Consider the following 22854-nt stretch of genomic DNA (forward strand, 5'->3'; position numbering starts at 1 on the left):
CGGCATTTATTTCCGCGAATACCGCAGCGCAAACAATCATATTATTGACAATCAATCTGCCGCCGGGGATTGTCCGGCGCAGGTCGGCGATGATCGACATGAGGAAGGCTGAGGATGGCGCGCGGACTTCGAAAAGGACTGACGAGCTATGGTGACGACGGCTTCGCGCTGTTCCTGCGCAAGGCGTTCATCAAGGCCATGGGCTATTCCGACGACGCGCTCGACCGCCCCATCGTCGGCATCACCAACACCTACAGCGACTACAATCCCTGCCACGGCAACGCGCCGGTCCTCATCGAGGCGGTGAAGCGGGGCGTCATGCTGGCGGGCGCCATGCCCATGGTGTTCCCAACCATCTCCATCCATGAGAGCTTCGCCCACCCCACCTCCATGTTCCTGCGCAACCTCATGGCCATGGACACGGAGGAGATGATCCGCGCCCAGCCCATGGACGCGGTGGTGGTCATCGGCGGCTGCGACAAGACCCTTCCCGCCCAGATCATGGCTGCCGCCAGCGTCGACCTGCCGACCATCGTCGTGCCGGTGGGCCCCATGGTGGTGGGCCATCATCGCGGCGAGGTGCTCGGCGCCTGCACCGATTGCCGGCGCCTCTGGAGCGCGCACCGGGCGGGCGAGATCGACGAAGTGGAGATCGAGACCGTCAATGGCCGCCTCGCGCCCTCCGTCGGCACCTGCATGGTCATGGGCACCGCCAGCACCATGGCCTGCATCACCGAAGCCATGGGCCTCTCGCTGCCCATGAGCGCGACCATCCCCGCCCCCCATGCCGAGCGCGTGCGCCTCGCCGAGGAGAGCGGAAAGGTGGCGGCGCGCCTCGCGGTGGACGGCGGCCCCCGGCCCAGCGAACTGCTGACCCCGGCTGCGTTCCGCAATGCCATGGTGGTCATGCAGGCCATTGGCGGCTCCACCAACGGCATCATCCATCTCACCGCCATCGCCAACCGCACCGAGCACCGCTTCGCCCTCGACACCCTGGACGAGATCGGCCGCGAAGTGCCCGTGCTCGTGGACCTGAAGCCCTCCGGCGCCCATTACATGGAGCACTTCCATCATGCCGGCGGCGTGCCGAAGCTGCTGGCCCAGCTCGGCGACCTCGTTGATCTGGACGCGCCCACAGTGGCCGGCGGCACGCTGCGCGACGTGGTCGCCGCGGCCGAGGACGTGCCGGGGCAGGATGTCATCCGGCCGCGCTCGAACCCCATCAAGGCCGAGGGCTCCATGGTGGTGCTCACCGGCAATCTGGCGCCCGGCGGCGCCATCCTGAAGCAGGCCGCCGCCACCGGGCGGCTGCTCCAGCACACCGGGCGCGCGCTGGTGTTCGAATCCGTCGGCGACATGGCCGCCCGCATCGATGATCCCGACCTCGACGTGACCGCCGACGACGTTCTGGTGCTGCGCAATACCGGCCCCAAGGGCGCGCCAGGCATGCCGGAGGCGGGCTATCTCCCCATCCCCAAGAAGCTGGGGCGCCAGGGGGTGAAGGACATGGTGCGCATCTCCGATGCCCGCATGAGCGGCACCGCTTTTGGCACCATCGTGCTCCATATCACGCCCGAATCCGCCATGGGCGGCCCGCTGGCTCTGGTGCAGAGCGGCGACATGATCCGCCTGGACGTAGCCGGCCGGCGCATCGACCTCCTGATCGACGAGGCTGAGTTCGCCCGCCGGCAGGCGGCGCTGCCCGCCGGCTCCACCGCCCCGATGCCGAAGCGCGGCTATGCCCGCCTGTTCCAGCAGAGCGTGCTCCAGGCGGACGAGGGCTGCGACTTCGACTTCCTGGTCCGGAACCCGGACGCCACCTCTTGAACGAAGTGGCGCCGCTCTGCCTGCCGCCACGGCCGGTGGGCAACGGGACGGGCGTGCGCGTCTTCCTGCCCGGCACGTGCGACACGCACATGCACGTGTTCGGGCCGGCGGAGCGCTATCCCCTCGTCCCGGCGCGCAACTACACGCCCCATCCCGTGACCTTCGCCGACTATCGGCCGGTCATGGCCGCGCTGGGCATCGACCGCGCCGTGCTGGTCCAGCCGAGCGTATACGGCACCGAAAATTCCGCATTGCTGGAGGCCCTCGGTGCGGCGCCCGATGCGCTGCGCGGGGTGGTGGTCGTGCCCCCGGATTTGCCGGACGCCGACCTCCAGGATCTCCACCGCGCCGGCGTGCGCGGCATTCGCGTGAACCGGCGCAATCCCGGCGGGCTCTCGCTCGAACATGTGGCCCGCCTCGGCAGCCGGATCGCACCGCTCGGCTGGCATATCCAGTTGCAGATCGAGATCGCGAAGGCGCCCGATCTGGTGGGCATGGTGGAGCGCTGCCCCGTGCCCGTGGTCATCGACCATTTCGGCTTCCTGGATCCTCGCCAATCCCTAAGGGGCGGTCCTTTCGCGCAGGTGCTCCGATTGCTTGAGGGCGGGAACCTCTGGGTGAAGCTGTCAGCGCCTTACAGGGTCAGCTTGAGCGGCCGTCCCTATGCGGATCTCGCCCCCTTCGTCGCGGCGCTGATAAGCTGCCGGCCGGATCGCCTCCTGTGGGCCACCGACTGGCCGCACACGGAACTGTGGGCCGATATGCCCGACGACATGGACCCGGCGGACAGGACGATCCCGGAGGCGCTGCCCGCGCCGGTGCGCTCGCTCATTCTCGTTGAAAACCCCGCGCGCCTCTACGGCTTCGCCCTCCCCGCCCGCTAGGGCGGTTCGAGCACCGTAATCCCCTCCCCCCTGCAGGGGAGGGTTGGGGAGGGGGTGACACGGCCTCGGCCTGGAACAACATCCCCGCGTTGCTCTGGCGGAGACGTATCCCCCCTCCCCGCCCTCCCCCCGCAAGGGGGGAGGGAGAAATCGACTGGAACTGCTCTGGATGTCGATCCAGCCGAGGTCCCTGCCCGGCCGAAATTGAGCCGTGCCAGGTTTCTGCTCGCGGATGCCGACCCGCCCGGCCGCTCAATTCCTCCCCTTTCATCTCCATCATCCTCGCGGGGCCGCGAGAGCGGTCGCGCACTTCCCTATGGTCGCAGGCGGGTTGCTGAACGGGGGATTGTATGATTGACATACGATATGATCATTATGGGTCATCCCAGCAATCTTGGGACGATACGCGGAGGACTATATATGCGCTTCAAGGTGGCGGCCGTCAGCATCCTGTTGTCAGCGGGCCTGCTCCTCTCCGGGGCAGCGATGGCGCAGGAATACCCCACCCGGCCCATCAAGCTGATCGTCCCGTTCGCCCCGGGCGGCGGCGCAGATGCGGTGGCGCGCATCGTCGCGCAGCGGGTCAGCGAGCCCCTCGGCCAGCCCGTGGTGGTGGAAAACCGCACCGGCGCGGCCGCCATCATCGGCACGCTGGCAGTGGCGAAGGCGGAGCCCGATGGCTACACGCTTCTGCTCGGCCAGTCGGGGCCGATCTCCATCAATCCTGCGGTCTATAAGGATCTGAAGTACGATCCCATCAAGGACTTCGCGCCGATCACGCGCCTCACCAACTATCCCTACATCATGGTGACCAACAACGACTTCCCGGCGAAGAACGTGCAGGAGCTGGTGGCGCAGGCAAAGGCCAAGCCCGGCGCCGTGACCTATGGCAGCTACGGCATCGGCGGCGCCAACCATCTCGTCGCCCTGATGTTCGAGAAGGCCGCAGGCATCAAGATGCTGCACGTGCCGTATCGCGGCACGGCGCCGGCTGTGACGGACCTCATCGGCGGCCAGCTCAACCTGGTGTTCAGCGATCCCTTCTCCGCTCTGCCCAACGTGCGCTCCGGCAAGCTGCGGGCGCTGGCGGTGACGGGCAAGGACCGTTCCCCGGTCGCGCCGGAAGTGCCCACCGTCGCCGAGAGCGGCTATCCCGGCTTCGACGCCGTGGGCTGGCACGGCATTCTCGCCCCCGCCGGCACCTCGCCCGCCATCGTCAACAAGCTCAACGCGGCCATCGTGAAGGTGCTGGCGGACCCCGAAACCAAGGCGCTGCTCGCGGCTCAGGCCACCGAGGCGGTGGGCGACACGCCGCAGCAGTTCGAAACCTTCATCAAGGACGACATCGCCAAGTGGTCGGCCATCGCCAAGGAAGCGAACGTCGTCGTTGAATGAAACGTCGTGGTCGAATGAGTTGAAAGGGCGGGCGAAAGCCCGCCCTTTTTCTTTGAGCTTTAGATGCCGCGGCGCGTGCCGCCGTCCAGCTCGATGGCGGAGCCGTTCATGTAGCTGGCATGGCGCGAGACCATGAAGGCGATGAGATCGCCCACCTCTTCCGCCTCGCCGAAGCGCCGCACGCCCAGCTTCGCAAGCAGCGTCGCCTCGGCCTCGTCCGCTGAGCAGCCGGTCTGCTCCCGGAGCGAGCGCAGCGAATGGGCAAGGCGGTCGGTGCGGAAGAAGCCGGGATTGACCGCGTTCACCCGAACCCCATCCCGCGTGCCCACTTCCGCGAGCGCCTTGGTGAAATTGAGCAGCGCCGCATTCACCGAGCCGCCGATGGTGAAGTCCGAAGCCGGCATGCGCCCGCCGATCCCCACGATGTTGATGATCGCCCCCGCGCTGGCCTTGAGGCTCGGCCATAGGGCCCGGCTCATGCGAACGGCGGAGAAGAACTTCAGCGCGTAGCCACTCTCCCAGTCCGCCTCCGTGAGGGAGAAGAAGTCGCCGCGCTTGGTGGCGCCGGCGCTGTTCACCAGCACATCCACCGAACCGAGCGCGGCCACCGCCGCCGCTGCGGAGCGCTCCACATCCTCGGCGCGACTGAGGTCCGCACTCACGGGGGTGACCTTTACGCCATGCTTCTGCGACAGCTCGGCCGCGAAGCCCGCGAGCTTGTCCGCGTCCCGCGCCATGAGGACGATGTCCATGCCCTCGCGGGCCAGCACATCCGCTATGGCGGCGCCGAGCCCGCGACTGCCGCCGGTGACCACGGCCCCCTTGCCTGAAAGTCCCAGATCCATGGTCGTTTCTTCCTCTACGCTGTGCGAACTACAAGCTCTTGCGCAGCCAGGGCAGCTCGGCAAGATGCCGCTCCTCGAAGGCGAGGATATCGGCCTCGAACGCCAGCGTGTCGGCCACGTCGTCGATGCCGTTGAGGAGCCGGTGCTTCAGGAGTGGGCTGATATTGAAGCCGAAGGTGCGGCCGTCCTGAAGTCGGACGCTCTGGCTCGGCAGGTCCACCTCGACCTCCTCGCACGCCTGTGCGGACGCCATCACCGCCTCGACGCCATCGCGCTCCAGCACCACGGGCAGGATGCGGTTCTTGATGCAATTGTTGTTGAAGATCTCGGCATAGGAGAGCGCGATCACGCATTCGATGCCGAAATCGGCTAGCGCCCAGGCGGCATGCTCGCGGGAGGAGCCGCAGCCGAAATTCTCATAGGCGACCATGATCTTCGCCGCATTCCAGGGCGCCCGGTTCAGCACGAAGTCCGGCTTCGGCGTCCCGTCCGCCTCGAAGCGGTAGGGCCGGAACAGGCCCCAGCCGAGGCCCTTGCGGGTGACGGCGCGCATCAGCTCCTTCGGGGCGATCACGTCGGTATTGACGTTGGCGAGCGGGATCGGCGCTGCGATGCCCTTCACATTGACGAAGGCGCCCATGTCAGCCTGCCATCCTGCGCACGTCCACGAAATGCCCGGTGATCGCCGCCGCAGCCGCCATGGGCGGCGAGACGAGGTGCGTGAGCCCCCCTGCCCCCTGGCGCCCCTCGAAATTGCGGTTCGAGGTGGAGGCGCAGCGCTCGCCGGGATTGAGCCGGTCGGCATTGAGGCCGATGCACATGGAGCAGCCCGCCTCGCGCCACTCAAAGCCGGCGGCCTTCAGGATATCGGCAATGCCTTCCTGCTCCGCCTGCGCCTTCACCTGGGTGGAGCCCGGCACCACGAGGGCGGTGATGTGGTCGGCCACGCGCTTGCCCTGCACCAATTGGGCGACGCTGCGCAGATCCTCGATGCGCCCGTTGGTGCACGAGCCGATAAACACCTTGTCCAGCCGGATGTCGGACATGAGCGTGCCCGGCATAAGCTGCATATAGTCCAGAGCCCTCCGCATGCCCGCCGCACGCTCGGCATCTAAGATGCCGGCGGGGTCAGGCACGCGGCCGGTCACGGGCACCACGTCGTCAGGGCTGGTGCCCCATGTGACCATGGGCTCCACCTCTTCGGCGGAGACTGAAACCTCGATGTCGAAGGCTGCGTCCCGATCCGAGAACAGCGTGCCCCAATACTCCCGCGCGCGGTCCCAGTCGGCCCCGGCGGGGGAGAAGGGGCGGCCCTTCAGATAGGCGGCGGTGGTGTCGTCCGGCGCGATCAGGCCGGCGCGCGCCCCCGCCTCGATGGCCATGCTGGCGACCGTCATGCGGCCTTCCATGGAGAGGCCCCGGACCGTCGAGCCGGCGAACTCCGCGGCGCACCCGGTGGCGCCCGCCATGCCGATCTTGCCGATGATGGCGAGGATCAGATCCTTCGCCGTCACACCCAGCGGCAGCGTCCCGTCCGCGGAGATGCGCATGGTGCGGGGCGGGCGCTGAAGAAGGGTTTGGGTGGCGAGAATATGTTCCACCTCTGATGTGCCCACCCCAACCGCGTAGGCCCCGAAGGCGCCGTGGGTGGGCGTGTGGCTGTCACCGCAGGCGATGGTGAGGCCCGGCTGGGTGAGCCCCTGCTCCGGGCCGATCACATGGACGATGCCCTGGCGGGGATCGCGCATGTCGAAATAGCTGATGCCCGCGGCCGAGGTGTTCTCGCGCAGCAGCTTGAGCTGCGCGCGGCCGTCCTCCTCGCCGGACATGTCGGTGCGCCCGCCGGTGGTGGGGATGTTGTGGTCGGCGACCGCGAAGGTCGCCTCCGGCCGGCGCACCGTCCGCCCGGCCTCGCGCAGCGCCTCGAAGGCCTGCGGGCTCGTCACCTCGAACACGAAATGGCGGTCGATATAGATGAGGCACGCGCCGTCTTCGTAGCGGCGGATGACGTGCCGGTTCCAGATCTTCTCGAAGAGCGTCCGGGGGGACGCGGCGCGGGTCTCGGGCATGATGCCTTCCTATGGCGTGCTGCAGCCGCGGAGGGCCGCCGCGCCGCGTGTCATTCCAGCGTGATGTTGGCCTTCTTCACCACATCCGACCAGAACTTCAGCTCCTCGGTCTGATAGGTCGCCAACTCCTTCGGGCCCATATAGACCGCATAGGCGCCGTTCTGCTCGGCGGTCGCCTTGAAGTCGGGCGATTCCACCAGCGTCTTCACCGCGGCGGCGAGCTTGTCGATGATGGGCTGGGGCGTCCCGGCAGGGGCATAGAGGGCATACCAGGCCTCGAGGTCGAAGCCGGGAAGGCCCGCTTCACCCACGGTCGGCAGGTCCTTCACCATGGGGAGGCGCGAAGAACTCGTCACCGCAAGGCCGCGGATGGCGCCGCTCTGGAGGAAGCCCACCAGCGACTGCGGCGTGTTGATGAAGACGTCCACATTCCCGCCCACGAGGTCCGTCACCGCCGGGCCAGAGCCCCGGTAAGGCACATGCATCATCTTCACGCCGGTCTGCTCGTCGAACATCTCACCGCCGATATGGCTCAGCGAGCCCTGGCCGACGGAGGCGTAGTTCAGCTTGCCGGGATTGGCCTTCGCATAGGCGATCAGCTCGGACAGCGACTTCACCGGAAGGGCGTTCTTCACGACGATGATGTGCGGCGCCTTCATCACCATGGCGATGGGCGCGAAGCTCTTCACCGCATCCCATTGCAGGGTCTTGGGGAACAGCGAAGGATTCACCACCTGATAGCCGGAATAGGCGAGCAGCAGCGTGTAGCCGTCGGGCGTGACGCGGGCCACCTGGCTGTTGGCGATGTTGCCGCTGGCGCCGCCCTTGTTCTCCACCACGAAGGTCTGGCCCAGCGCCTTCTGGAGGCCGCTCGCGACCAGCCGCGCGGCAAGGTCCGAGCCCCCGCCGGGAGGCGAACCCACAACGATGGTGACCGTCCGGTCGGGATAGGTCTGCGCCATGGCCGGGGCAGCGGCGCCGAAGATCGTCAGAGCTGCTGCGAGCGCGGCGAGGCGGGCGCCTTTCCGGAATGACATGTTGCTGGCGTTCATGGGCCTCCCCGTTTCAAGACCGCCGACGTTCTTCGCCGGACATGGAACACGCGGCGTCATGCGCCGACGGACGATAATACTATCATACAATCCTATGGGAAGATCAAGGCGCGCCACGCCGCCGGACCGGCCGGATTCAAGGCACACAGGACGGCCCCGCTCGGGCGTACCGGCGGCTCAAAAGGCACAGGGATAGAATGCGTCTGCTAACTGCGGCCGCCAGGATGGCGCGGGCCAGGCTTCACTTGTCGGCGGGATGCTCGCGGCGAAGGATGTCGATGGCCGCTTCGGCGGCCATGGCCACGTGACGGACCGCGGCGGCGCGGGCGGCAGCGGCGTCCCCCGCCAACAGCGCCTCCATCAGGTCGTTCAGTTCCCGGATGGATTCCTTCGCGCGGCCGGGCACCTGGAGCGAGGTGGCGCGCAGCACGGTGATGCGCGAATTCAGCAGATGGAGTGTCTGCCCGAGCGCCTCGTTCCCCGCGCCCTCAATCAGGCACTGGTAGAAGCGGTTCTTGGCATTCACCCGGATGCTGGGGTCGTTCGAGCTCATCGCCGACTTGAGCTGCTTGAACGCCTCCTTCAGGGCCTTGCGCGTCGCGTCATTCGCCTTGGCGATGAACAGCTCGCAGGCGAGCCCCTCAAGCTGGGCGCGCACCTGATAGATGCCCTCCGCCTGCTCGGGCGTGACGGCAGCGACCACCGGCCCGCGATGAGGCAGGACGTGGATGAGGCCCTCGGATTCGAGCTGCCGCAGCGCCTCGCGCACCAAAGTGCGGCTCACCCCGGTCATCTCGCAGAGGCCGCGCTCCGGAAGGCGCTCGCCCACCTTGAACCGGCCGACCGCGATGGCGCTTCGGATGCTGTCGACGACGCTGTGGCGCAAGGGGGCGGCGAGGCGCGAAACCCTGAAATCGTGCTCCACCGCCACGTTCGCCTTCACAACCCGCTCGTCCATACCCGAAGCAGTGCCTCCAGGCCGCGCAGATTCGTGCGGCTCAGGCCGCAGGTTAGCACGCTCCCCAGGTCGCGTCATGGCTCCCTCATTTCGGGATGGCACCCTCTTCCTTGAGGATTTCCGTCACGTTCCGCATGGCATCGAGCGAGGCGGGAACGCCGCAATAGATGGCAGCCTGAAGCACCACTTCGCGGATCTCTTCGGGGGTGAGGCCGTTATTGAGCGCGCCGCGCACATGCAGGCGGAACTCGTGCGGGCGGTTGAGCGCGATCAGCATGGCAAGGTTGAGGAAGGAGCGGGTGCGGCGGTCCAGGCCCGGCCGGTTCCACACCTCGCCCCAGCACCATTCGGTGACGAGCTTCTGCAGCGGCACATTGTAGTCGTCCACCGCGGCGATGGAGCGGTCCACATGGGCGCTTCCCAGAACGTCACGCCGCATGGCAACGCCCTTCTCGAAAAGCTCGGTCTCAAATTCGGGGCGCGTTGCCATGATGGCCTCTCATGTCGGATGAAGGTGGCGCTGCCGCATGCGTCGCGTAGGAGCTGCCGCATGGGTCGGCCCGCGCGAAGCGCCGAGCCTGCAGGCACTTGATAGCAACGCATAGCGTTGACGGTCAACAAAATTGTATGATAGTCATATTGTAATACGGCGATGCGCTATCGCCCGTGAAATCATCAAGAAGATGCGAGGGAAGGGCGCCACCGGCATGGAACCGTTCGAGCTCTTCGCCATACGCTACGCCAACCTCTCCGGCCGGCTGGAAGCTGACAATTACATCGGCGGCGACCCCCACGAGGCGGGCTCCGACCTCGATTATTTCATCTGGGTCGCCCGCCGTTCCGACGCCCTGTTCGTGATCGATACGGGCTTCGGCACGGAGCAGGCCCGCATCCGCAAGCGCGACCTTCTGCGCCTGCCGGCCCAGGGCCTCGCCCTCCTCGGCATCGATGCCGCGCAGGTGGACCGGGTGATCCTGACCCATCTGCATTATGACCACGCCGGCACGATGAACGATTTTCCCCGCGCCCGCTTCCATGTGCAGGATGGTGAGGCCGCGTTCGCGACCGGCCGCTGCATGTGCCACGCGCACATGCGCCACGCTTTCGCGGTGGAAGACGTGGTCTCCTTCGTCCGCTGCCTCTATGCGGGGCGGATCAGCTTTCATGACGGGGTCGAGGAACTGGCTCCCGGCCTCACCGTGCATCGCACAGGGGGTCACACCGCCGGACTGCAGGTGGTGCGGGTCTTCACCAAGCGCGGATGGGTCGTGGTGGCGTCCGACGCCTCCCACCTTTACGTCAACATGGACAACCGCCTGCCCTTCCCGGTGGTGCATTCCGTCGCGGACATGCTGGAGGGGCACAATCTGGTGTTCCGCCTCGCCGATTCGCCCGATCATGTGGTGCCCGGCCATGATCCCCTCGTCATGAAGCTCTATCCGCCCGTCTCGGCGGAACTCGCAGGCATTGCGGTGCGGCTCGATGAGGCCCCGAACCCAGAACGCGTGAGATCGTAAGATGGCGTCCAACAGCATTGCAGGGCGCACCGCGCTCGTCACCGGCGCCACCGGCGGCCTCGGCCTCGCCATCGCCGAGCGCCTCGTGGCCGAGGGATGCCATGTGGTCATCACAGGCATCGTGGAGGACAGCGAGGTGGCGGAGACGCTCGCCGGGATCTCCGCCGGCCCCGGCAGCATTTTCTACCACCGCGCGGACCTGCGGGACGTTTCCGCCATCGAGGCCCTGATGGCGAGCGCGCAGGCACGGCTCGGCACCATCGACATCCTGGTGAACAATGCGGTGGTGCGGCACTTCTCGCCGGTGGAGAATTATCCCGTGGAGCGCTGGGACGAAGCGCTGGCGGTGAACATCTCCGCGCCCTTCCACCTCATCCGCCTCGCCGTGCCCGGAATGCGCGCCAAGGGCTGGGGACGCATCGTCAATCTCGGCTCCGTGCACAGCTTCTTCGGTGCGCCGAACCGGGTGGACTACATCACCAGCAAGACCGCCATCATCGGCATGACGCGGGGCATCGCGCTGGAATTCTCCGGCACGGACATCACCTGCAACGCGCTGTGCCCCGGCACCCTGCCCACCCCCGCCATCGCCTCGCGCATCGACGCCATCGCGGCCCGCAAGGGCGTCTCCCAGGAGGAGGCGACGCGGGAATACCTCTCCGACCGCCAGCCGGGCGGGCGCTTCATCTCCTACGACGCCGTGACGAGCCTGCTCGTCTATCTGTGCAGCCCCGAGGCCCGCGACGTGAACGGCGCGGCCCTGCCCATCGATGCCGCCTGGACGGTGAGCTGAACCGCGCGCCGACCGGCGCGACCATCTGAGGAAGACATGATGACCAAGACAACGATCGGCTTCGTCGGCCTCGGCCGGATGGGTGCTCCCATGGCGGGGCGTCTCGTGGAGGCCGGCTATGACGTGACGGTGTTCGACACCAATGCGGCCGCGGTGGCGGAGCTAGTGGCGAAGGGCGCGAAGGCGGCAAGCTCGCCCAAGGAAGTGGCCGACAAGGGCGAATGGGTGCTCGCCTCCCTGCCGACGCCTGACGTGGTGAAGCTGGTCGCCCAGGGGGTGAAGGACGGCTCGGCGGTGAAGGTGTTCGTGGACCTCTCCACCACCGGCCCGCGGGTCGAGGCGGATGTGGCGGCGAGCCTCGCGGAAAAGGGCATTGACACCGTCGACTGCCCGGTGAGCGGCGGCGTCGCCGGCGCCAAGGCGGGCAAGCTCGGCATGATGGCGGCAGGCAAGCCGGCGGTGTTCGAGGCGCTGAAGGAGGTGTTCGCCCATCTCGGCCGCGTCACCTATGTGGGCGAGAAGCCCGGCCTCGCCCAGACCATGAAGCTCATCAACAACATGGTCTCGGTGGCGGCCCTCGCCATCTCCTCCGAAGCCATGGTGCTCGGCGCCAAGGCCGGGCTCGATGCGGACGTGATGATCGAGGTGTTCAACGCCGGCAGCGGCCGCAACAGCGCCACTGTGGACAAGATCCCGAACTTCGTCCTGCCCCGCACCTTCGATTTCGGCTTCGCCGTTGGGCTTTCCGCCAAGGATTCCCGCCTGTGCCTGGAAGAGGCGGAAGCCATGGGCGTGCCCATGGTGGTGGGCAGCGCGGTGCGCCAGATGCTCGCTATCACCCGCGAACTGTACGGGCCGGATGCGGACATGACCAACATGATCCGCGTGGTGGAGCAGTGGGCGGGCGTCGAAGTGCGCGGCAAGGCGGCCAAAACCGTCTGAGGGAGGACTGCCATGACGAACGAGGTCGGCGCGAGCCGTGCGCTCGCCGATTTCATCGCCGCCGCGCGCCCGGAGGATGTGCCGGAGCGCGTGCGGCACGAAGCCAAGCGCTCGCTGCTGAACTTCTTCGCCGTGGCCCTGGCCGGAGCGCACGATCCCGTGCTCGATTCCGCCCTCGCGACCCTCGCCCCCTTCGCAGGGCCGGCCACCTCCACCGTGGTCGGCCGGAGCGCGCGCACCGATGCGCTGGGCGCCGCATTCCTCAATGCGGCGGGCGCCAATGTGTTCGACTATGACGACACCCATCCCGGCACGGTGATCCACCCCACCGCGCCGGTGGCCCCTGCCCTCTTCGCCTTTGCCGAGACCCGCCCCATGAGCGGCGCGGACCTCATCCACGCCTTCGTGCTGGGGGTCGAGGCAGAATGCCGGATCGGCAATGCCATCTCGCCGGGGCATTATGCGCGGGGCTGGCACATCACCTCCACCTGCGGGGTGTTCGGCTCCGCGGCGGCCATCGCGAAGATCCTCAAGCTCGACGCCCGGCGTACGCTCGATGCTTTGGGCAATGCGGCGTCCCAGGCCTGCGGGCTGGTTGAGGCCCTCGGCACGGGCGCCAAGAGCCTCGGCGTCGGCAATTCGGCGCGGGGCGGGATGATCGCGGCTCTCGGGGCTGCGAACGGCATCGGCGGACCGGACCGGCCGCTGGAAGGCGTGCGCGGCTTCGCCAATGTCACGGCGGAGAAGCCCAATTTCGGAAAGATCGCAGATGGGCTCGGCACCACCTGGGAACTGGCCCGCAACACCTACAAGCCCTACCCCTCCGGCGTGGTGCTGCATCCGGTCACCGACGCCTGCCTGATGCTGCGCCGGGAGCCGGGCTTCGATGTGGCCCGCATCGTGTCCATCGTGGCGAGCGGCCACCCGCTGCTGCGCCAGCGCACCGACCGGCCGAACGTGCGCACCGGCCGGGAGGCGCAGGTGAGCCTTCAGCATACGGTTGCGGCAGCGCTCATCGACGGGGCGGCGGGCCTTGCGCAATATTCCGACGCCAGGGTGAACGATCCCGCCGTGCGGGCGCTCAGCGCCAAGGTGTCGGTGGCGGACGATCCCATGATGCCGGTGGAAGGTGCCAAGCTTGCCATCACCCTCGATGACGGGCGCGTGCTGGAGACGCTCGTGGAGCACGCCCTCGGCAGCGAGAAGAACCCGCTGAGCGATGCCGACATCGAGGCCAAGCTGCGCATGCTCGCCGCACCCGTGGCCGGGATCGACGTGGATGGGCTGATTGGCGCCGTCTGGTCGCTGGACACGGCCACTGATGCGGGCGCCGTCATGCGGCATGTGCGGCCCTAGCCGGAGCTGTCATGCCCGGGCTCGACCCGGGCATCTCCCTCAGGACCGACGCGGCACCAAGGATGGTGGGAGATCCCCGGATCAAGTCCGGGGATGACGATGGAAACGGGAAGCCGTTTATTTCTGAATGGCGAACGGTCAGGCCGGCACACGCGCCGCCACCGTCTCAAGCTGCGCCACCAGCACATCCGGCACCTCGATCACGTCCCCGCGGCGGCGCTCCTCGCGCAGCGCGCGGGAACGGTCGAACGGCATGCGCACGGGTCCACCGCCCTCCACCGGCCGTGTGCCGCGCACCGCCTCCGCATAGGCCGAGACGTTGGCCCGGAAATCCGCCTCCGGCCCCATCAGATCCGGACGCAAGGCGATGATGAGGAAGCCGAAATCCTCCAGCTCGGGCGGCTGCGCCGGCGATCCCGCCAGCGTCCCCAGAAGCTGCACCACGAGGGCAAGCCCCGAGCCTTTCGGCCCGCCCCAGGTGGCGAAAGCCCCTGCCAACGCCGCGGCAGGATCGCGCGTCGGGCGGCCCTCAGGATCATAAGCGACGCCGGGCGGAAGCTCCTGGCCGAGCCGCTTGGCCAAAGTCGCCTCCGCATGGATGATGGCCGAGGTGCCGATGTCCCAGATCACAGGGTCCCCGATGCCGGGAAAAGCGAAGCAGATGGGATTGGTGCCGAGGCGTCCTTCCGTGCCGCCATAAGGCGCGACCCAGGGCGAGGTGTTCGATGCGATGATGCTCACCAGCCCGCGCGCCGCCGCCATCTCGGCGAAATAAGACAGCATGCCCGTGTACCAGGTGTTCCTGGCGCCCACGATGGCGATGCCGGACGCCTCCGCCTTCTCGATCACAAGGCGCGTCGCGCGGTGGGCGACGAGGTAGCCGATATGGTCGCCGCCATCGAGATGCGCGGAAACCGGCGTCTCGTGGGTGATGCGGATGGGGGTACGCCGGTCGCCGGTGCGCGCGATGCGCTCGGCGATGGAGATGGCGCGGGCGAGCCCGCCATAGGCGAGGCCACGCAGCTCGCAATCCATCAGATGGTCGGCGATCAGCGCGGCGTCGGCCGCGTCATGGCCGAGAGCTTCCATCACGCGCTCGGCGAGCCGGCGCGCCTCGGCGCAAGTCAGGCGCATGGGACTATCCCCGTCTCGGGCGTGAAAAGGCCGCCGCCGGCCCTGACCGGCGGCGGGAGTGGAGCCACCTCAGCGGCCCTGGTTTTCGACCTCGTTGAACGCTTCCTGCGCGGTGCGGAAGGAATCGACGCCGGCCGGGATGCCGCAATAGATGGCGACCTGGAGCAGCACCTCGCGGATCTCCGCCTTCGTGACACCGTTCTTCAGCGCGCCCTTCACGTGCATCTTGAGCTCGTGGTTGCGGTTGATCGCGCCCAGGATGGCGAGGTTGAGCATGGAGCGCGTCTTGCGCGGCAGCTCTTCCTCGCGTCCCCACAGCCAGCCCCAGCAATACTCCGTGGTGAGCTCCTGCATGGGGCGGTTGAAGTCGGTCGCCGAGGCGAGCGACTTCTCCACGAACTCCTTGCCGAGCACGTCCTTGCGGATGGCGAGACCGCGATCAAAATCCTCTTTGCTCATGACTGTCCTTCCTAGGTTTGGTCAGGAAACCGCCATCCGCCGCATGTCCGGGCGGGTGGATCTTCAGCGCTTGGGCCAGAACGGCTCGGCGACCGCGAGGCTTTTCGGGAAGACGGTGACGGGGATGCCGCTCTGCCACTGCACCACGGTCATCTCCGCATTCACACGGCGGCCCTTCTCGTCGAACTTGATGATGCCGCCGGGATAATATTTGGAGGGCCCGGCATCCATGGTGCGCAGGGCGTCCGCCACCGCCACCTTGTCGGCCTTGCCGGCCTTCTCCAGGGCGTCCTTGATCACCCACATGTCGCCATAGGTGGAGATGGCGTTCTGGGTCATCCAGGGCTCCTTGTAGCGGACGTTCAGCTCCTTGATGAGCGCCTCATGGCCCTTGGTGGCCCAGCTCCCGACGCAGGTGAGCACGCCCTGCAGCAGCTCGGGGCTGATGGTCTGGAGGATGTCCGGCTCGGCGATGGCGATGCCGAAGGAGATGGTGGGGATCTTGCCCTGCCCGAGGCCGAACTCGTTCATCTTCTCAAGCACCAGCTTCGCGTCGGAGATGACGGTCGGCAGGAAGAACAGGAGGTCCGGGCGCGTGGAGCGGACCTTCTGCACCAAAGGCGTCGCGTCCGAGAGCGGCGGCGTGAAGGTCTCGTCCATGACGAGTTCCAGGCCCAGCTCCTTCAAAAGCCCCTCGCGCATGGGCTTCACCGAGGCGATGGAGGCGCCGGTATTGTCGGTGATGATCGCCACCGTCTTCGGCCTTTTTCCGGAGGCGTCCTCGGCGAGCTTCATGATGAGCGGCAGCGCCTGGCGGGCCTGGGAGGCCGCGGTCGCCGAGGTCTGGAAGACATAGTGGAAGCCGCGGTCGGTGATGAGGTCGGAATAAGAGAGCGTCAGCATGGGAAGCTGCGCGCGCTCGGTCACCTCGGTGGCCGCCAGCGTGAAGGAGGAGAGGTAGGCGCCGGTCGCCGCGACGAGGTCGGTCTCCTGCGCCACCATGCGCTGGGCGGCGTTCTTCGCCTTCTCCGTGGTGTCGCCGGAATCCAGCACCACCAGCTTGAGCTTCGCCCCGTTCAGCGCCTTGATGCCGCCGGCCGCGTTGATGTGGTCCACCGCCATCTCGGCGCCCATCTTCATCACCGTGCCCGGCCGCGCATAAAGCCCTGACAGCGGGACCAGGAGGCCGACTTTCACCTCCTGGGGCTGCGCGCCTTGCGCGAACGCGCCTGTGGCCATCACGCTCAACGCAGTGGCCGCCAACAATGTGCGCCGCGTCAAATGTCCTGTCCTAGTCATGTTTCCCTCCATCTCGTTTGTTGCTTTGTGATTTCGGTCAGCCACGCTTCGGCCAGAAGGGCGGAGCGACGGCGAGGTTTTCCGGGAAGACCGTCACGGGCACTCCGTTCTGCCACTGGACGACCACCACGCCCGCGCCGACGCGCCGGCCCTTCTCGTCGAACTTCAGAATGCCGCCAGGATAGTATTTGGACGGGCCGGCATCGAGCGTGTGGAGCGCGTCGGAAACCGCCGCGCGGTCGGCCTTTCCGGCCTTCTCCAGCGCATCCTTGATGAGCCACATGTCGCCATAGGTGGAGACCACGTTCTGGGTCATCCAGGGTTCGTTATACTTGGCCTTCAGCTCGGCCATGAGCTTCTCCTGGCCCTTCACGCCCCAATTGGCGACGATGGTCATGATGCCCTGCACCACTTCCGGACTGACGCTCTGGAGCATGTCCGGCTCGGCGATGGTGATGGAGAAGGAGATCGTGGGGATCTTGCCCTGGCCGAGCCCGAACTCGTTCATCTTCTCCAGGCCCAGCTTGGCGTCGGAGATGGCGTTGGGCATGAAGAGGAACAGGTCCGGCCGGGCCGAGCGGACCTTCTGGATGAGCGGGGTGGCGTCCGCGAGCGGCGGGGTCCACACCTCGTCCACGACCAGTTCCAGGCCGAGCTGCGGGAACAGCTTCTCCTTCAGCGCCTTGGCCGTGGCGATGGACGTGCCGGTATTGTCCATGGCGATGGCGACCGTCTTCGGCCTTTTGCCGGAGGCCTTCTCCGCCAGCTTCATCAGCTCCGGCAGGCCCTGCTCCGACTGGGCGGAGGCGGTGGCCGCGGTCTGGAAGATGTGCTTGAAGCCGCGGTCGGTGAGCAGGTCCGAATAGGACAGCGTCAGCAGCGGCAGGCCGGCGCGCTCGGTCACCTCGCTCACCGCCAGGGTGAAGGAGGAGAGATAGGAGCCCGTGGCGGCGACGAGGTCGGGCTCCTGCGCCACCATACGCTGGGCGGCGTTCTTCGCCTTCTCGATGGTGTCGCCGCAATCCAGCGGCACCAGCTTCAGCTTCGCACCGCCCAGAGCCTTGATGCCGCCTGCGGCGTTGATGTCGGCGACGCCCATCTCACCGCCCATCTTCATCACCGCGCCGGGGCGGGCATAAAGGCCGGAGAGCGGCACGATGAGGCCGACCTTCACTTCGGCCGGCTGGCCCTGCGCCTGCGCGCGGGATGAAAGGGCGATGCCGGTGGCTGCGGCGCCGCCGAGAAATGTCCGCCGCGTCAAGGACGAGATGACGTCACTCATGGTTTCCTCCCATCGGCCCGCTTATGCGCGGGCTCGTTCCCAGTTCAGTTTTGTGCGTCACATGCCGAGATAGGCCTGCCTGACCCGGTCGTCGGCCCGAAGGGTCGCGTTGCTGCCGTCCAGCACCACCCGCCCGGCTTCGAGCACGTAGCCGTGGTCGGCGGATTCCAGCGCCTCGGCCACGCGCTGCTCCACGAGCAGGATGGTGAGGTTGGTCTGCTGGCGGATCTCGATCAGCTTCTCGAAGATGAAGTCGGCGATGGCCGGGGCGAGGCCCATGGAGGGCTCGTCCAGCATCAGGAGCTTCGGCGCGGAGGCGATGCCCCGGCCGATCGCCACCATCTGCTGCTCGCCGCCCGAGAGCGTGCCGGCGAACTGCCCGCGCCTGTCCGCGAGCACCGGCATGAGCGCGAAGATGAGGTCGAGATTGCGCTTGAAGGCGCGCTGCCCGGCCTCGGTGAAGGCGCCCATTTCCAGGTTCTCCATCACCGAGAGGGAGGGAAACACCTGTCGCCCCTCCGGCACATGGGCGATGCCCAGATGCGGCCGCTCGGAGGGCAGGACGCTCGTAAGGTCCCGCCCCTCGAAGGTGATCTTGCCGGCACTGGGCCGCACGATCCCGGATATGGTCTTGAACAGGGTGGTCTTGCCAGCGCCGTTCGGGCCGACGATGGCGACGAACTGCCCCGCCTTCACCTCCAGCGACACGTCCTTCAGGACCGGCACCACCGAATAACCGGCGCAGACGCCGTCAAGCGCGAGCATGGGCGGCCCCCCATTTCTTGCCGAGATAAGCCTCGATCACGCGCGGGTTGCGGGTGACCTCTTCCGGCTCGCCATCCACGAGGACGGCGCCGTGGTCGAGGACGAGGAAGTGGTCCACCAGGCGCACCATGGCCTGCATGGTGTGCTCGATGATCACGATGGTGACGCCCTCGCGGGCGAGGCGCTGGACCACGGCCACCACCTCGTCCGCCTCTCCATGGCCGAGGCCCGCCAGCGTCTCGTCCAGCAGCAGCAGGCGCGGCTTGCCGGCAAGCGCGCGGGCCAGCTCCATGAGGCGCAGTTCCTTGGTGGTCAGCTCCGCCGCCACCTTGTGCGCCACGGAGGAGAGGCCGGCGCGGGCCACCGCATCATCCGCGAGGCGCTGGGCCTCCTCCTCGGACGCGGCCCGCACATAGGCGCCGACCCGCACATTGTCCCGCACCGACATGCGCGGGAACGGGCGCATGACCTGGAAGGTGCGGCCGACGCCGGCCACACACAATTCGTGCGGGCGCCGCCCTACCATGTTCTTGCCGTCCAGCATCACCTCGCCGGCATCCGGCTTCAGGAAGCCGTTCAGCAGGTTGAACAAGGTGGTCTTGCCAGCGCCGTTGGGACCGATGATGCCGAGGATCATGCCCTCATGCACATCGAAGCTCACATCCTGCACCGCCTTGAGCCCGCCGAAGGACTTGGAGAGACCCTTCACGGAGAGCAGCACCGGCCCCGTCACCGGGCGCCTCTGGCGCGCCGGGGCCGGGCTGAAGGGCACCACGTGCTCGGGCAGCGTGGGCGTGATGGCGGGCGCCGGCGCATGGCGCTTGCGCCACCAGTCCCGCACCTTCCAGTAGACGCCTTCCGGGGCCATAAGGATCACCGCCATGATGGCGAGGCCGAAGATGACGCCCTGGATGCCGGGGATCTTCGCCCCCAGCTCCGCATGCAGCACCTCGGACACCGGGATCAGCACCGCCGCCCCGATGAGCGGTCCCCACACGGTGCCGATGCCGCCGAACATGGAGACGGTGAGCGCCTGCGCCGACACCAGCATGCCGAACACGGAAGGCGGCGTGACTACCAGCAGCACCACCGCATAGAAGGCGCCCACCGCCCCAGCGATGGCGCCGGACAAGGCGATGGAGCAGAGCTTCCAGTACAGTGTGTTGATGCCCGCCGCTTCCGCCGCCGCCTCGTTCTGCTTGATGGCGAGGAGCGCCATTCCGAAGCGCGAGCGCTCCACCGCCCGAGTGATGAGGACCACCACCAGCAGCATCACCAGCGCCACCATGGTGTACATGCGCGGGTCCGAGAACTGCATGTAGGCGAAGGGCGTCTCCCTTTTGATGGGGAGGGTCAGCTCCTGGTAGCCGAGCCACTCGAACACGTAGAGCAGCGCCAGGGGATAGGCGAGCATGGCCAGCGCGAAATAATGGCCGCGCAGGCGGAAGGTGGGGAGGCCGATGAGCACGCCCGCCAGCCCGCCGATCACCACCGAGATGGGGATCAGCACCCAGGGCGACAGGTCGAAATAGATCTGGCCGAGGGCGGTCGCATAGGCGCCGAGGCCGAAGAAAGCCGCATGGCCGAACGAGACCAGCCCGGTATAGCCGGACAGGATGTTCCAGGAGAGGCCGAAGATGGCCCACACCAGAACCAGCGTGAGGGTGAGTTGGTAGTAGGAATTGGTTACCACCAGCGTGATCGCGGCATAGATGGCCGCGGCGAGCAGGATGGGGCCGAGGGAGCGCAGGGTCTGCATCACGTCCTCTCCACCATGCGGCCGAAGAAGCCCTGCGGGCGCAGGAAGATGATGAGAAGGAAGACGACGAAGATCGCGGCATTCTGGAGCTGCGTCGGCAGCACGAGGGTTGAGAGCTGTTGCACGAGCCCGATGGTCATGCCGCCCCAGAAGGCGCCGGTGATGGAGCCCATGCCCCCCAGCACCACCCCGGCATACATGACGATCACGTATTCGATGCCGATATAGGGGTGGAAGGGATAGTTGGTGGCGAGCAGGCCGCCCGCCATGGCGGTGACCGCCGCGCCGAGGCCGAAGGCGATGCGGTAGGAGCGGTCGATATTGATGCCCATGTAGGTCGCCGCCACGGGATTGTCGGCGGAGGCGCGCAGCGCCTTGCCGAGCCTCGTGCGGGCGATGAGCAGCCAGAGCCCCACCATGGCCACCACCGAGAACAAAGCCGCGATGCCGCGGGACTTGTTGACGAAGATGGAAACGTAATCGCCCCAGAACGGGCCGAGCTCCCACGCGCTCGAGGAGAGCGGCGTGCGGATGGAGGCCAGCACCGAGCCGAACACGATGAGCCCGCCATTCTGGAGCACCAGAGCGACGCCGAGCGTGAGGATGAGCTGGGCGAAATGCCCCTCCCCTTCAAGCTGCACGGTGCGTTGCCCGGTGACGCGCGAGATCAGGAATTTGTGGATGAAGTAGCCGAACAGGAACAAAAGCGGCGTCGCCAGCAGGATCGCCACATAGGGGCCGATCACGTTGCCGAACAGGGCCTGGATGCCGAAGGAGAGGAACAAATAATAGGCGGCATACATGCCGAGCATCATGAAATCGCCCTGGGCGAAGTTGATGACCCGCATGACCCCGAAGATCAGCCCGAGGCCGACGCACATGAGGCCATAGATGGCGCCCGCAAGGATGCCGGCGGCGAGCGCCTGCAACATGTTCTCGACGAATTGCGACGTCATGGATGCGACCTCTCACGGCCTGTCCCTGCGCCGAACGGCACGGTGCCCATTTCCACATTCCCTCCGTTTTGTTGCCCTCGAGCTTTTGTGCTCGTTCGTGGCGGATTGTGTCGTGACGACCTCATCCCCAGAGGTGGGTCATGCTCCTCCCTTGGCTGCGCGCATCCCGGCGTAACGCGCCGTCTCCGGGGCGCGGGGGGCGCAGAGCGCCGCGATCCGCCCCGCATCGTCCGCCTCTTCGAGGTGGTCGACGACTTCCTCGATGGCGTCGGTCTGATCGGCGCCCAGCACCTCGGTCGCCGCAGCGCGGAAGCGCTGGCGGATCTCGCCTTCGGTGGCCGCGATCACATCCGGGATGCGGCGGCTGATGGTGGCGCCGCCCGCCAGCTTCACCACCACCTCGGCGCCCTGGGCGCGCGGGAAGGCGGCGGTGAAGGCGGCGTCGCGCTCAAGCTTCATGAGGGCGGTGAGCCGCAGCACCTGGAAATCGTCCAGCCGCCGGTAATTCTCCTCCTCCACCACTTTGCGGACCAAGGCGGCGGCGACCCCGTACTGGATGCTCATCTTCGCCTGGAGCGCGCGCTCGAAAGGCCCGGCGAAATCGCACCCGGGATAGCGGATGGCCGCCTCCGGCAGATGCACGCAGACGGAGCGGATGGCATCCACGCCGTCGATCTCCTGCGCCACCCGCAGGGCCGCCTGGCAGGCGGTCTGCGCAAAATTGCAGGCCGGGACGGGCTTGTTGTAGACGGCGAGGATCTCCGCCTCCCCGTTCGGGAACAGCGCGATGGTGGCCGGCGCCGCGCCCCGGCGGAAGGCGGCGAACAGGCCCGCCTCCCCTTCCAGGATCTGCTCGGACCCGTAAGCACCGGCCCTGGCGAGGTCGACGGCGATCACCGCGCCTCGTGCCGCAAAGCCGGGGTGGAAATACATGTCGCTGCTGCCCTCGTGAGGCCACTGGTTGAGGCCCGAGGAGGAGTTGGCGCCGAGCGCGAGAGCGGACACCGTCTCGTCCTCGCCGAGGCCGAGGAGGCAGCTTCCCGCCACCGCGCCCGCAATGGGGCCGATGACGCCCGTGGGGCGGTAGAGCCGCGCCAGATCGGCATTGAACAGTGCTCGGCCGAGCCGGCCGCCCACCTCATAGCCGATGGCTGCAGCGGTCAGCAGCCGCGCGCCGGAGACCTGTTCGCGCTGCGCCAATGCGAGGAGCGCTGGCCAGATCACCACGCCATGATGGCCGATGCTGCCCGCATGCATGTCCTCGCGCACAAGGCCATGGCCGAGGGTGGCGTTGGCGAAAGCCGCATCGCCCGCCGGCGCAAGAAAGCCGGTGGCGATGATGGTCGCGCCCGAACTGGTGCGCGGCGCAATGGAGATGGCCTGCCGGCTCCAGGGAAGGTCACGCGCCTCGAAGGCGCAGGACAGGAAGTCGAGAAGGCAGATTTTCAGCTTGTCACGCACCGCGACCGAAAGGTCGGAGAGGTGCACCGCCTGGGCTTGCCGCGCCACCGCGCGGGCGGCCGAGAGCGCGCCTGTGCCTGCGGGATTATCCCTCGCCATGA

General features: G+C 67.4%; 21 protein-coding genes. 7 read left to right on the forward strand and 14 right to left on the reverse strand.

All coding sequences use genetic code 11. The annotated features are described in order from the left end of the window. Positions 1 to 114 precede the first annotated feature (114 nt). The 3 genes from ABLE91_RS24935 to ABLE91_RS24945 all read left to right on the forward strand — a co-directional run bounded on the left by ABLE91_RS24935 (position 115) and on the right by ABLE91_RS24945 (position 4106). Entirely contained in the window at positions 115 to 1827 is a 1713-nt protein-coding gene (locus tag ABLE91_RS24935) for an IlvD/Edd family dehydratase (RefSeq protein ID WP_348935253.1), read from the forward strand. Positions 1828 to 1832: 5 nt separating this feature from the next. Further along, entirely contained in the window at positions 1833 to 2711 is an 879-nt protein-coding gene (locus ABLE91_RS24940; RefSeq protein WP_348935328.1) for an amidohydrolase family protein, read from the forward strand. A 420-nt stretch (positions 2712 to 3131) separates the two neighbouring features. Next, a complete protein-coding gene (locus tag ABLE91_RS24945; protein ID WP_348935254.1) occupies positions 3132 to 4106 on the forward strand; it encodes a Bug family tripartite tricarboxylate transporter substrate binding protein in 975 nt (324 codons plus the stop codon). 59 nt (positions 4107 to 4165) lie between these two features. Here the strand turns inward: ABLE91_RS24945 and ABLE91_RS24950 are convergent, their stop codons facing one another. The 6 genes from ABLE91_RS24950 to ABLE91_RS24975 form a co-directional block, all read right to left on the reverse strand. Next, complete coding sequence (locus ABLE91_RS24950; RefSeq protein WP_348935255.1) at positions 4166 to 4951, reverse strand: SDR family oxidoreductase; 786 nt, start codon at positions 4949 to 4951, stop codon at positions 4166 to 4168. 28 nt (positions 4952 to 4979) lie between these two features. After that, complete coding sequence (gene leuD / locus ABLE91_RS24955; protein WP_348935256.1) at positions 4980 to 5591, reverse strand: 3-isopropylmalate dehydratase small subunit; 612 nt, start codon at positions 5589 to 5591, stop codon at positions 4980 to 4982. A gap of 1 nt (position 5592) precedes the next feature. Beyond that, complete coding sequence (leuC, locus tag ABLE91_RS24960; RefSeq protein WP_348935257.1) at positions 5593 to 7020, reverse strand: 3-isopropylmalate dehydratase large subunit; 1428 nt, start codon at positions 7018 to 7020, stop codon at positions 5593 to 5595. A 50-nt stretch (positions 7021 to 7070) separates the two neighbouring features. Next, entirely contained in the window at positions 7071 to 8072 is a 1002-nt protein-coding gene (locus tag ABLE91_RS24965; RefSeq protein ID WP_348935258.1) for a Bug family tripartite tricarboxylate transporter substrate binding protein, read from the reverse strand. Between the two features lie 241 nt (positions 8073 to 8313). After that, positions 8314 to 9030 carry a GntR family transcriptional regulator gene (locus ABLE91_RS24970; RefSeq protein ID WP_348935259.1) on the reverse strand — a complete coding sequence of 239 codons (717 nt, stop codon included), beginning with the start codon at positions 9028 to 9030 and terminating at the stop codon, positions 8314 to 8316. An 85-nt stretch (positions 9031 to 9115) separates the two neighbouring features. Then, positions 9116 to 9520 carry a carboxymuconolactone decarboxylase family protein gene (locus tag ABLE91_RS24975; protein WP_348935260.1) on the reverse strand — a complete coding sequence of 135 codons (405 nt, stop codon included), beginning with the start codon at positions 9518 to 9520 and terminating at the stop codon, positions 9116 to 9118. A 217-nt stretch (positions 9521 to 9737) separates the two neighbouring features. Between ABLE91_RS24975 and ABLE91_RS24980 the strand changes: the two genes are divergently transcribed. The 4 genes from ABLE91_RS24980 to ABLE91_RS24995 are packed head-to-tail and all read left to right on the forward strand — an operon-like array spanning position 9738 to position 13638. Beyond that, entirely contained in the window at positions 9738 to 10547 is an 810-nt protein-coding gene (locus ABLE91_RS24980) for an N-acyl homoserine lactonase family protein (protein ID WP_348935261.1), read from the forward strand. Between the two features lies 1 nt (position 10548). Continuing rightward, positions 10549 to 11340 (forward strand): SDR family NAD(P)-dependent oxidoreductase, encoded by a 792-nt coding sequence (locus ABLE91_RS24985; RefSeq protein WP_348935262.1) that lies wholly within the window; start codon positions 10549 to 10551, stop codon positions 11338 to 11340. Positions 11341 to 11379: 39 nt separating this feature from the next. After that, positions 11380 to 12282: an NAD(P)-dependent oxidoreductase gene (locus ABLE91_RS24990; RefSeq protein WP_348935263.1), complete on the forward strand. Its 903-nt coding sequence runs from the start codon at positions 11380 to 11382 to the stop codon at positions 12280 to 12282. A gap of 12 nt (positions 12283 to 12294) precedes the next feature. Beyond that, positions 12295 to 13638 (forward strand): MmgE/PrpD family protein, encoded by a 1344-nt coding sequence (locus ABLE91_RS24995; protein ID WP_348935264.1) that lies wholly within the window; start codon positions 12295 to 12297, stop codon positions 13636 to 13638. A 138-nt stretch (positions 13639 to 13776) separates the two neighbouring features. On the opposite strand, the gene ABLE91_RS25000 is transcribed toward ABLE91_RS24995, so the two are convergent. The 8 genes from ABLE91_RS25000 to ABLE91_RS25035 form a co-directional block, all read right to left on the reverse strand. Then, positions 13777 to 14772, reverse strand: a complete 996-nt coding sequence (locus ABLE91_RS25000) for an Ldh family oxidoreductase (RefSeq protein ID WP_348935265.1) — start codon at positions 14770 to 14772, stop codon at positions 13777 to 13779. A 69-nt stretch (positions 14773 to 14841) separates the two neighbouring features. Next, a complete protein-coding gene (locus tag ABLE91_RS25005; protein ID WP_348935266.1) occupies positions 14842 to 15231 on the reverse strand; it encodes a carboxymuconolactone decarboxylase family protein in 390 nt (129 codons plus the stop codon). Between the two features lie 63 nt (positions 15232 to 15294). Continuing rightward, positions 15295 to 16530 (reverse strand): ABC transporter substrate-binding protein, encoded by a 1236-nt coding sequence (locus ABLE91_RS25010; protein ID WP_348935267.1) that lies wholly within the window; start codon positions 16528 to 16530, stop codon positions 15295 to 15297. A 37-nt stretch (positions 16531 to 16567) separates the two neighbouring features. After that, complete coding sequence (locus ABLE91_RS25015) at positions 16568 to 17812, reverse strand: ABC transporter substrate-binding protein (RefSeq protein WP_348935268.1); 1245 nt, start codon at positions 17810 to 17812, stop codon at positions 16568 to 16570. A gap of 57 nt (positions 17813 to 17869) precedes the next feature. Beyond that, a complete protein-coding gene (locus tag ABLE91_RS25020; RefSeq protein ID WP_348935269.1) occupies positions 17870 to 18577 on the reverse strand; it encodes an ABC transporter ATP-binding protein in 708 nt (235 codons plus the stop codon). After that, on the reverse strand, positions 18564 to 20336 hold the full coding sequence (locus ABLE91_RS25025; protein WP_348935270.1) for a branched-chain amino acid ABC transporter ATP-binding protein/permease: 1773 nt from the start codon (positions 20334 to 20336) through the stop codon (positions 18564 to 18566). The genes ABLE91_RS25020 and ABLE91_RS25025 overlap by 14 nt, the downstream gene beginning before the upstream one ends. Beyond that, a complete protein-coding gene (locus tag ABLE91_RS25030) occupies positions 20336 to 21292 on the reverse strand; it encodes a branched-chain amino acid ABC transporter permease (protein WP_348935271.1) in 957 nt (318 codons plus the stop codon). Before ABLE91_RS25030 ends, ABLE91_RS25025 begins: the two co-directional genes overlap by 1 nt. 138 nt (positions 21293 to 21430) lie before the next feature. Beyond that, entirely contained in the window at positions 21431 to 22852 is a 1422-nt protein-coding gene (locus tag ABLE91_RS25035) for an MmgE/PrpD family protein (RefSeq protein WP_348935272.1), read from the reverse strand. Positions 22853 to 22854 lie beyond the last annotated feature (2 nt).

It is taken from the genome of Aquabacter albus, assembly GCF_040049275.1.
Lineage (GTDB): Bacteria > Pseudomonadota > Alphaproteobacteria > Rhizobiales > Xanthobacteraceae > Aquabacter.

Excerpts from the sequence above, each read along its gene's own strand:
- ABLE91_RS25015 (WP_348935268.1), bottom strand. The coding sequence starts at position 17,812 with ATGAGTGACGTCATCTCGTCCTTGACGCGGCGGACATTTCTCGGCGGC.
- ABLE91_RS25000 (WP_348935265.1), bottom strand. The coding sequence starts at position 14,772 with ATGCGCCTGACTTGCGCCGAGGCGCGCCGGCTCGCCGAGCGCGTGATG.
- ABLE91_RS24980 (WP_348935261.1), top strand. The coding sequence starts at position 9,738 with ATGGAACCGTTCGAGCTCTTCGCCATACGCTACGCCAACCTCTCCGGC.
- ABLE91_RS24945 (WP_348935254.1), top strand. The coding sequence starts at position 3,132 with ATGCGCTTCAAGGTGGCGGCCGTCAGCATCCTGTTGTCAGCGGGCCTG.
- ABLE91_RS24995 (WP_348935264.1), top strand. The coding sequence starts at position 12,295 with ATGACGAACGAGGTCGGCGCGAGCCGTGCGCTCGCCGATTTCATCGCC.
- ABLE91_RS25035 (WP_348935272.1), bottom strand. The coding sequence starts at position 22,852 with ATGGCGAGGGATAATCCCGCAGGCACAGGCGCGCTCTCGGCCGCCCGC.
- ABLE91_RS24935 (WP_348935253.1), top strand. The coding sequence starts at position 115 with ATGGCGCGCGGACTTCGAAAAGGACTGACGAGCTATGGTGACGACGGC.
- ABLE91_RS24970 (WP_348935259.1), bottom strand. The coding sequence starts at position 9,030 with ATGGACGAGCGGGTTGTGAAGGCGAACGTGGCGGTGGAGCACGATTTC.
- ABLE91_RS25010 (WP_348935267.1), bottom strand. The coding sequence starts at position 16,530 with ATGACTAGGACAGGACATTTGACGCGGCGCACATTGTTGGCGGCCACT.
- ABLE91_RS25020 (WP_348935269.1), bottom strand. The coding sequence starts at position 18,577 with ATGCTCGCGCTTGACGGCGTCTGCGCCGGTTATTCGGTGGTGCCGGTC.
- ABLE91_RS24950 (WP_348935255.1), bottom strand. The coding sequence starts at position 4,951 with ATGGATCTGGGACTTTCAGGCAAGGGGGCCGTGGTCACCGGCGGCAGT.
- leuC (WP_348935257.1), bottom strand. The coding sequence starts at position 7,020 with ATGCCCGAGACCCGCGCCGCGTCCCCCCGGACGCTCTTCGAGAAGATC.
- ABLE91_RS25025 (WP_348935270.1), bottom strand. The coding sequence starts at position 20,336 with ATGCAGACCCTGCGCTCCCTCGGCCCCATCCTGCTCGCCGCGGCCATC.
- ABLE91_RS24965 (WP_348935258.1), bottom strand. The coding sequence starts at position 8,072 with ATGAACGCCAGCAACATGTCATTCCGGAAAGGCGCCCGCCTCGCCGCG.
- leuD (WP_348935256.1), bottom strand. The coding sequence starts at position 5,591 with ATGGGCGCCTTCGTCAATGTGAAGGGCATCGCAGCGCCGATCCCGCTC.
- ABLE91_RS25030 (WP_348935271.1), bottom strand. The coding sequence starts at position 21,292 with ATGACGTCGCAATTCGTCGAGAACATGTTGCAGGCGCTCGCCGCCGGC.
- ABLE91_RS25005 (WP_348935266.1), bottom strand. The coding sequence starts at position 15,231 with ATGAGCAAAGAGGATTTTGATCGCGGTCTCGCCATCCGCAAGGACGTG.
- ABLE91_RS24985 (WP_348935262.1), top strand. The coding sequence starts at position 10,549 with ATGGCGTCCAACAGCATTGCAGGGCGCACCGCGCTCGTCACCGGCGCC.
- ABLE91_RS24975 (WP_348935260.1), bottom strand. The coding sequence starts at position 9,520 with ATGGCAACGCGCCCCGAATTTGAGACCGAGCTTTTCGAGAAGGGCGTT.
- ABLE91_RS24990 (WP_348935263.1), top strand. The coding sequence starts at position 11,380 with ATGACCAAGACAACGATCGGCTTCGTCGGCCTCGGCCGGATGGGTGCT.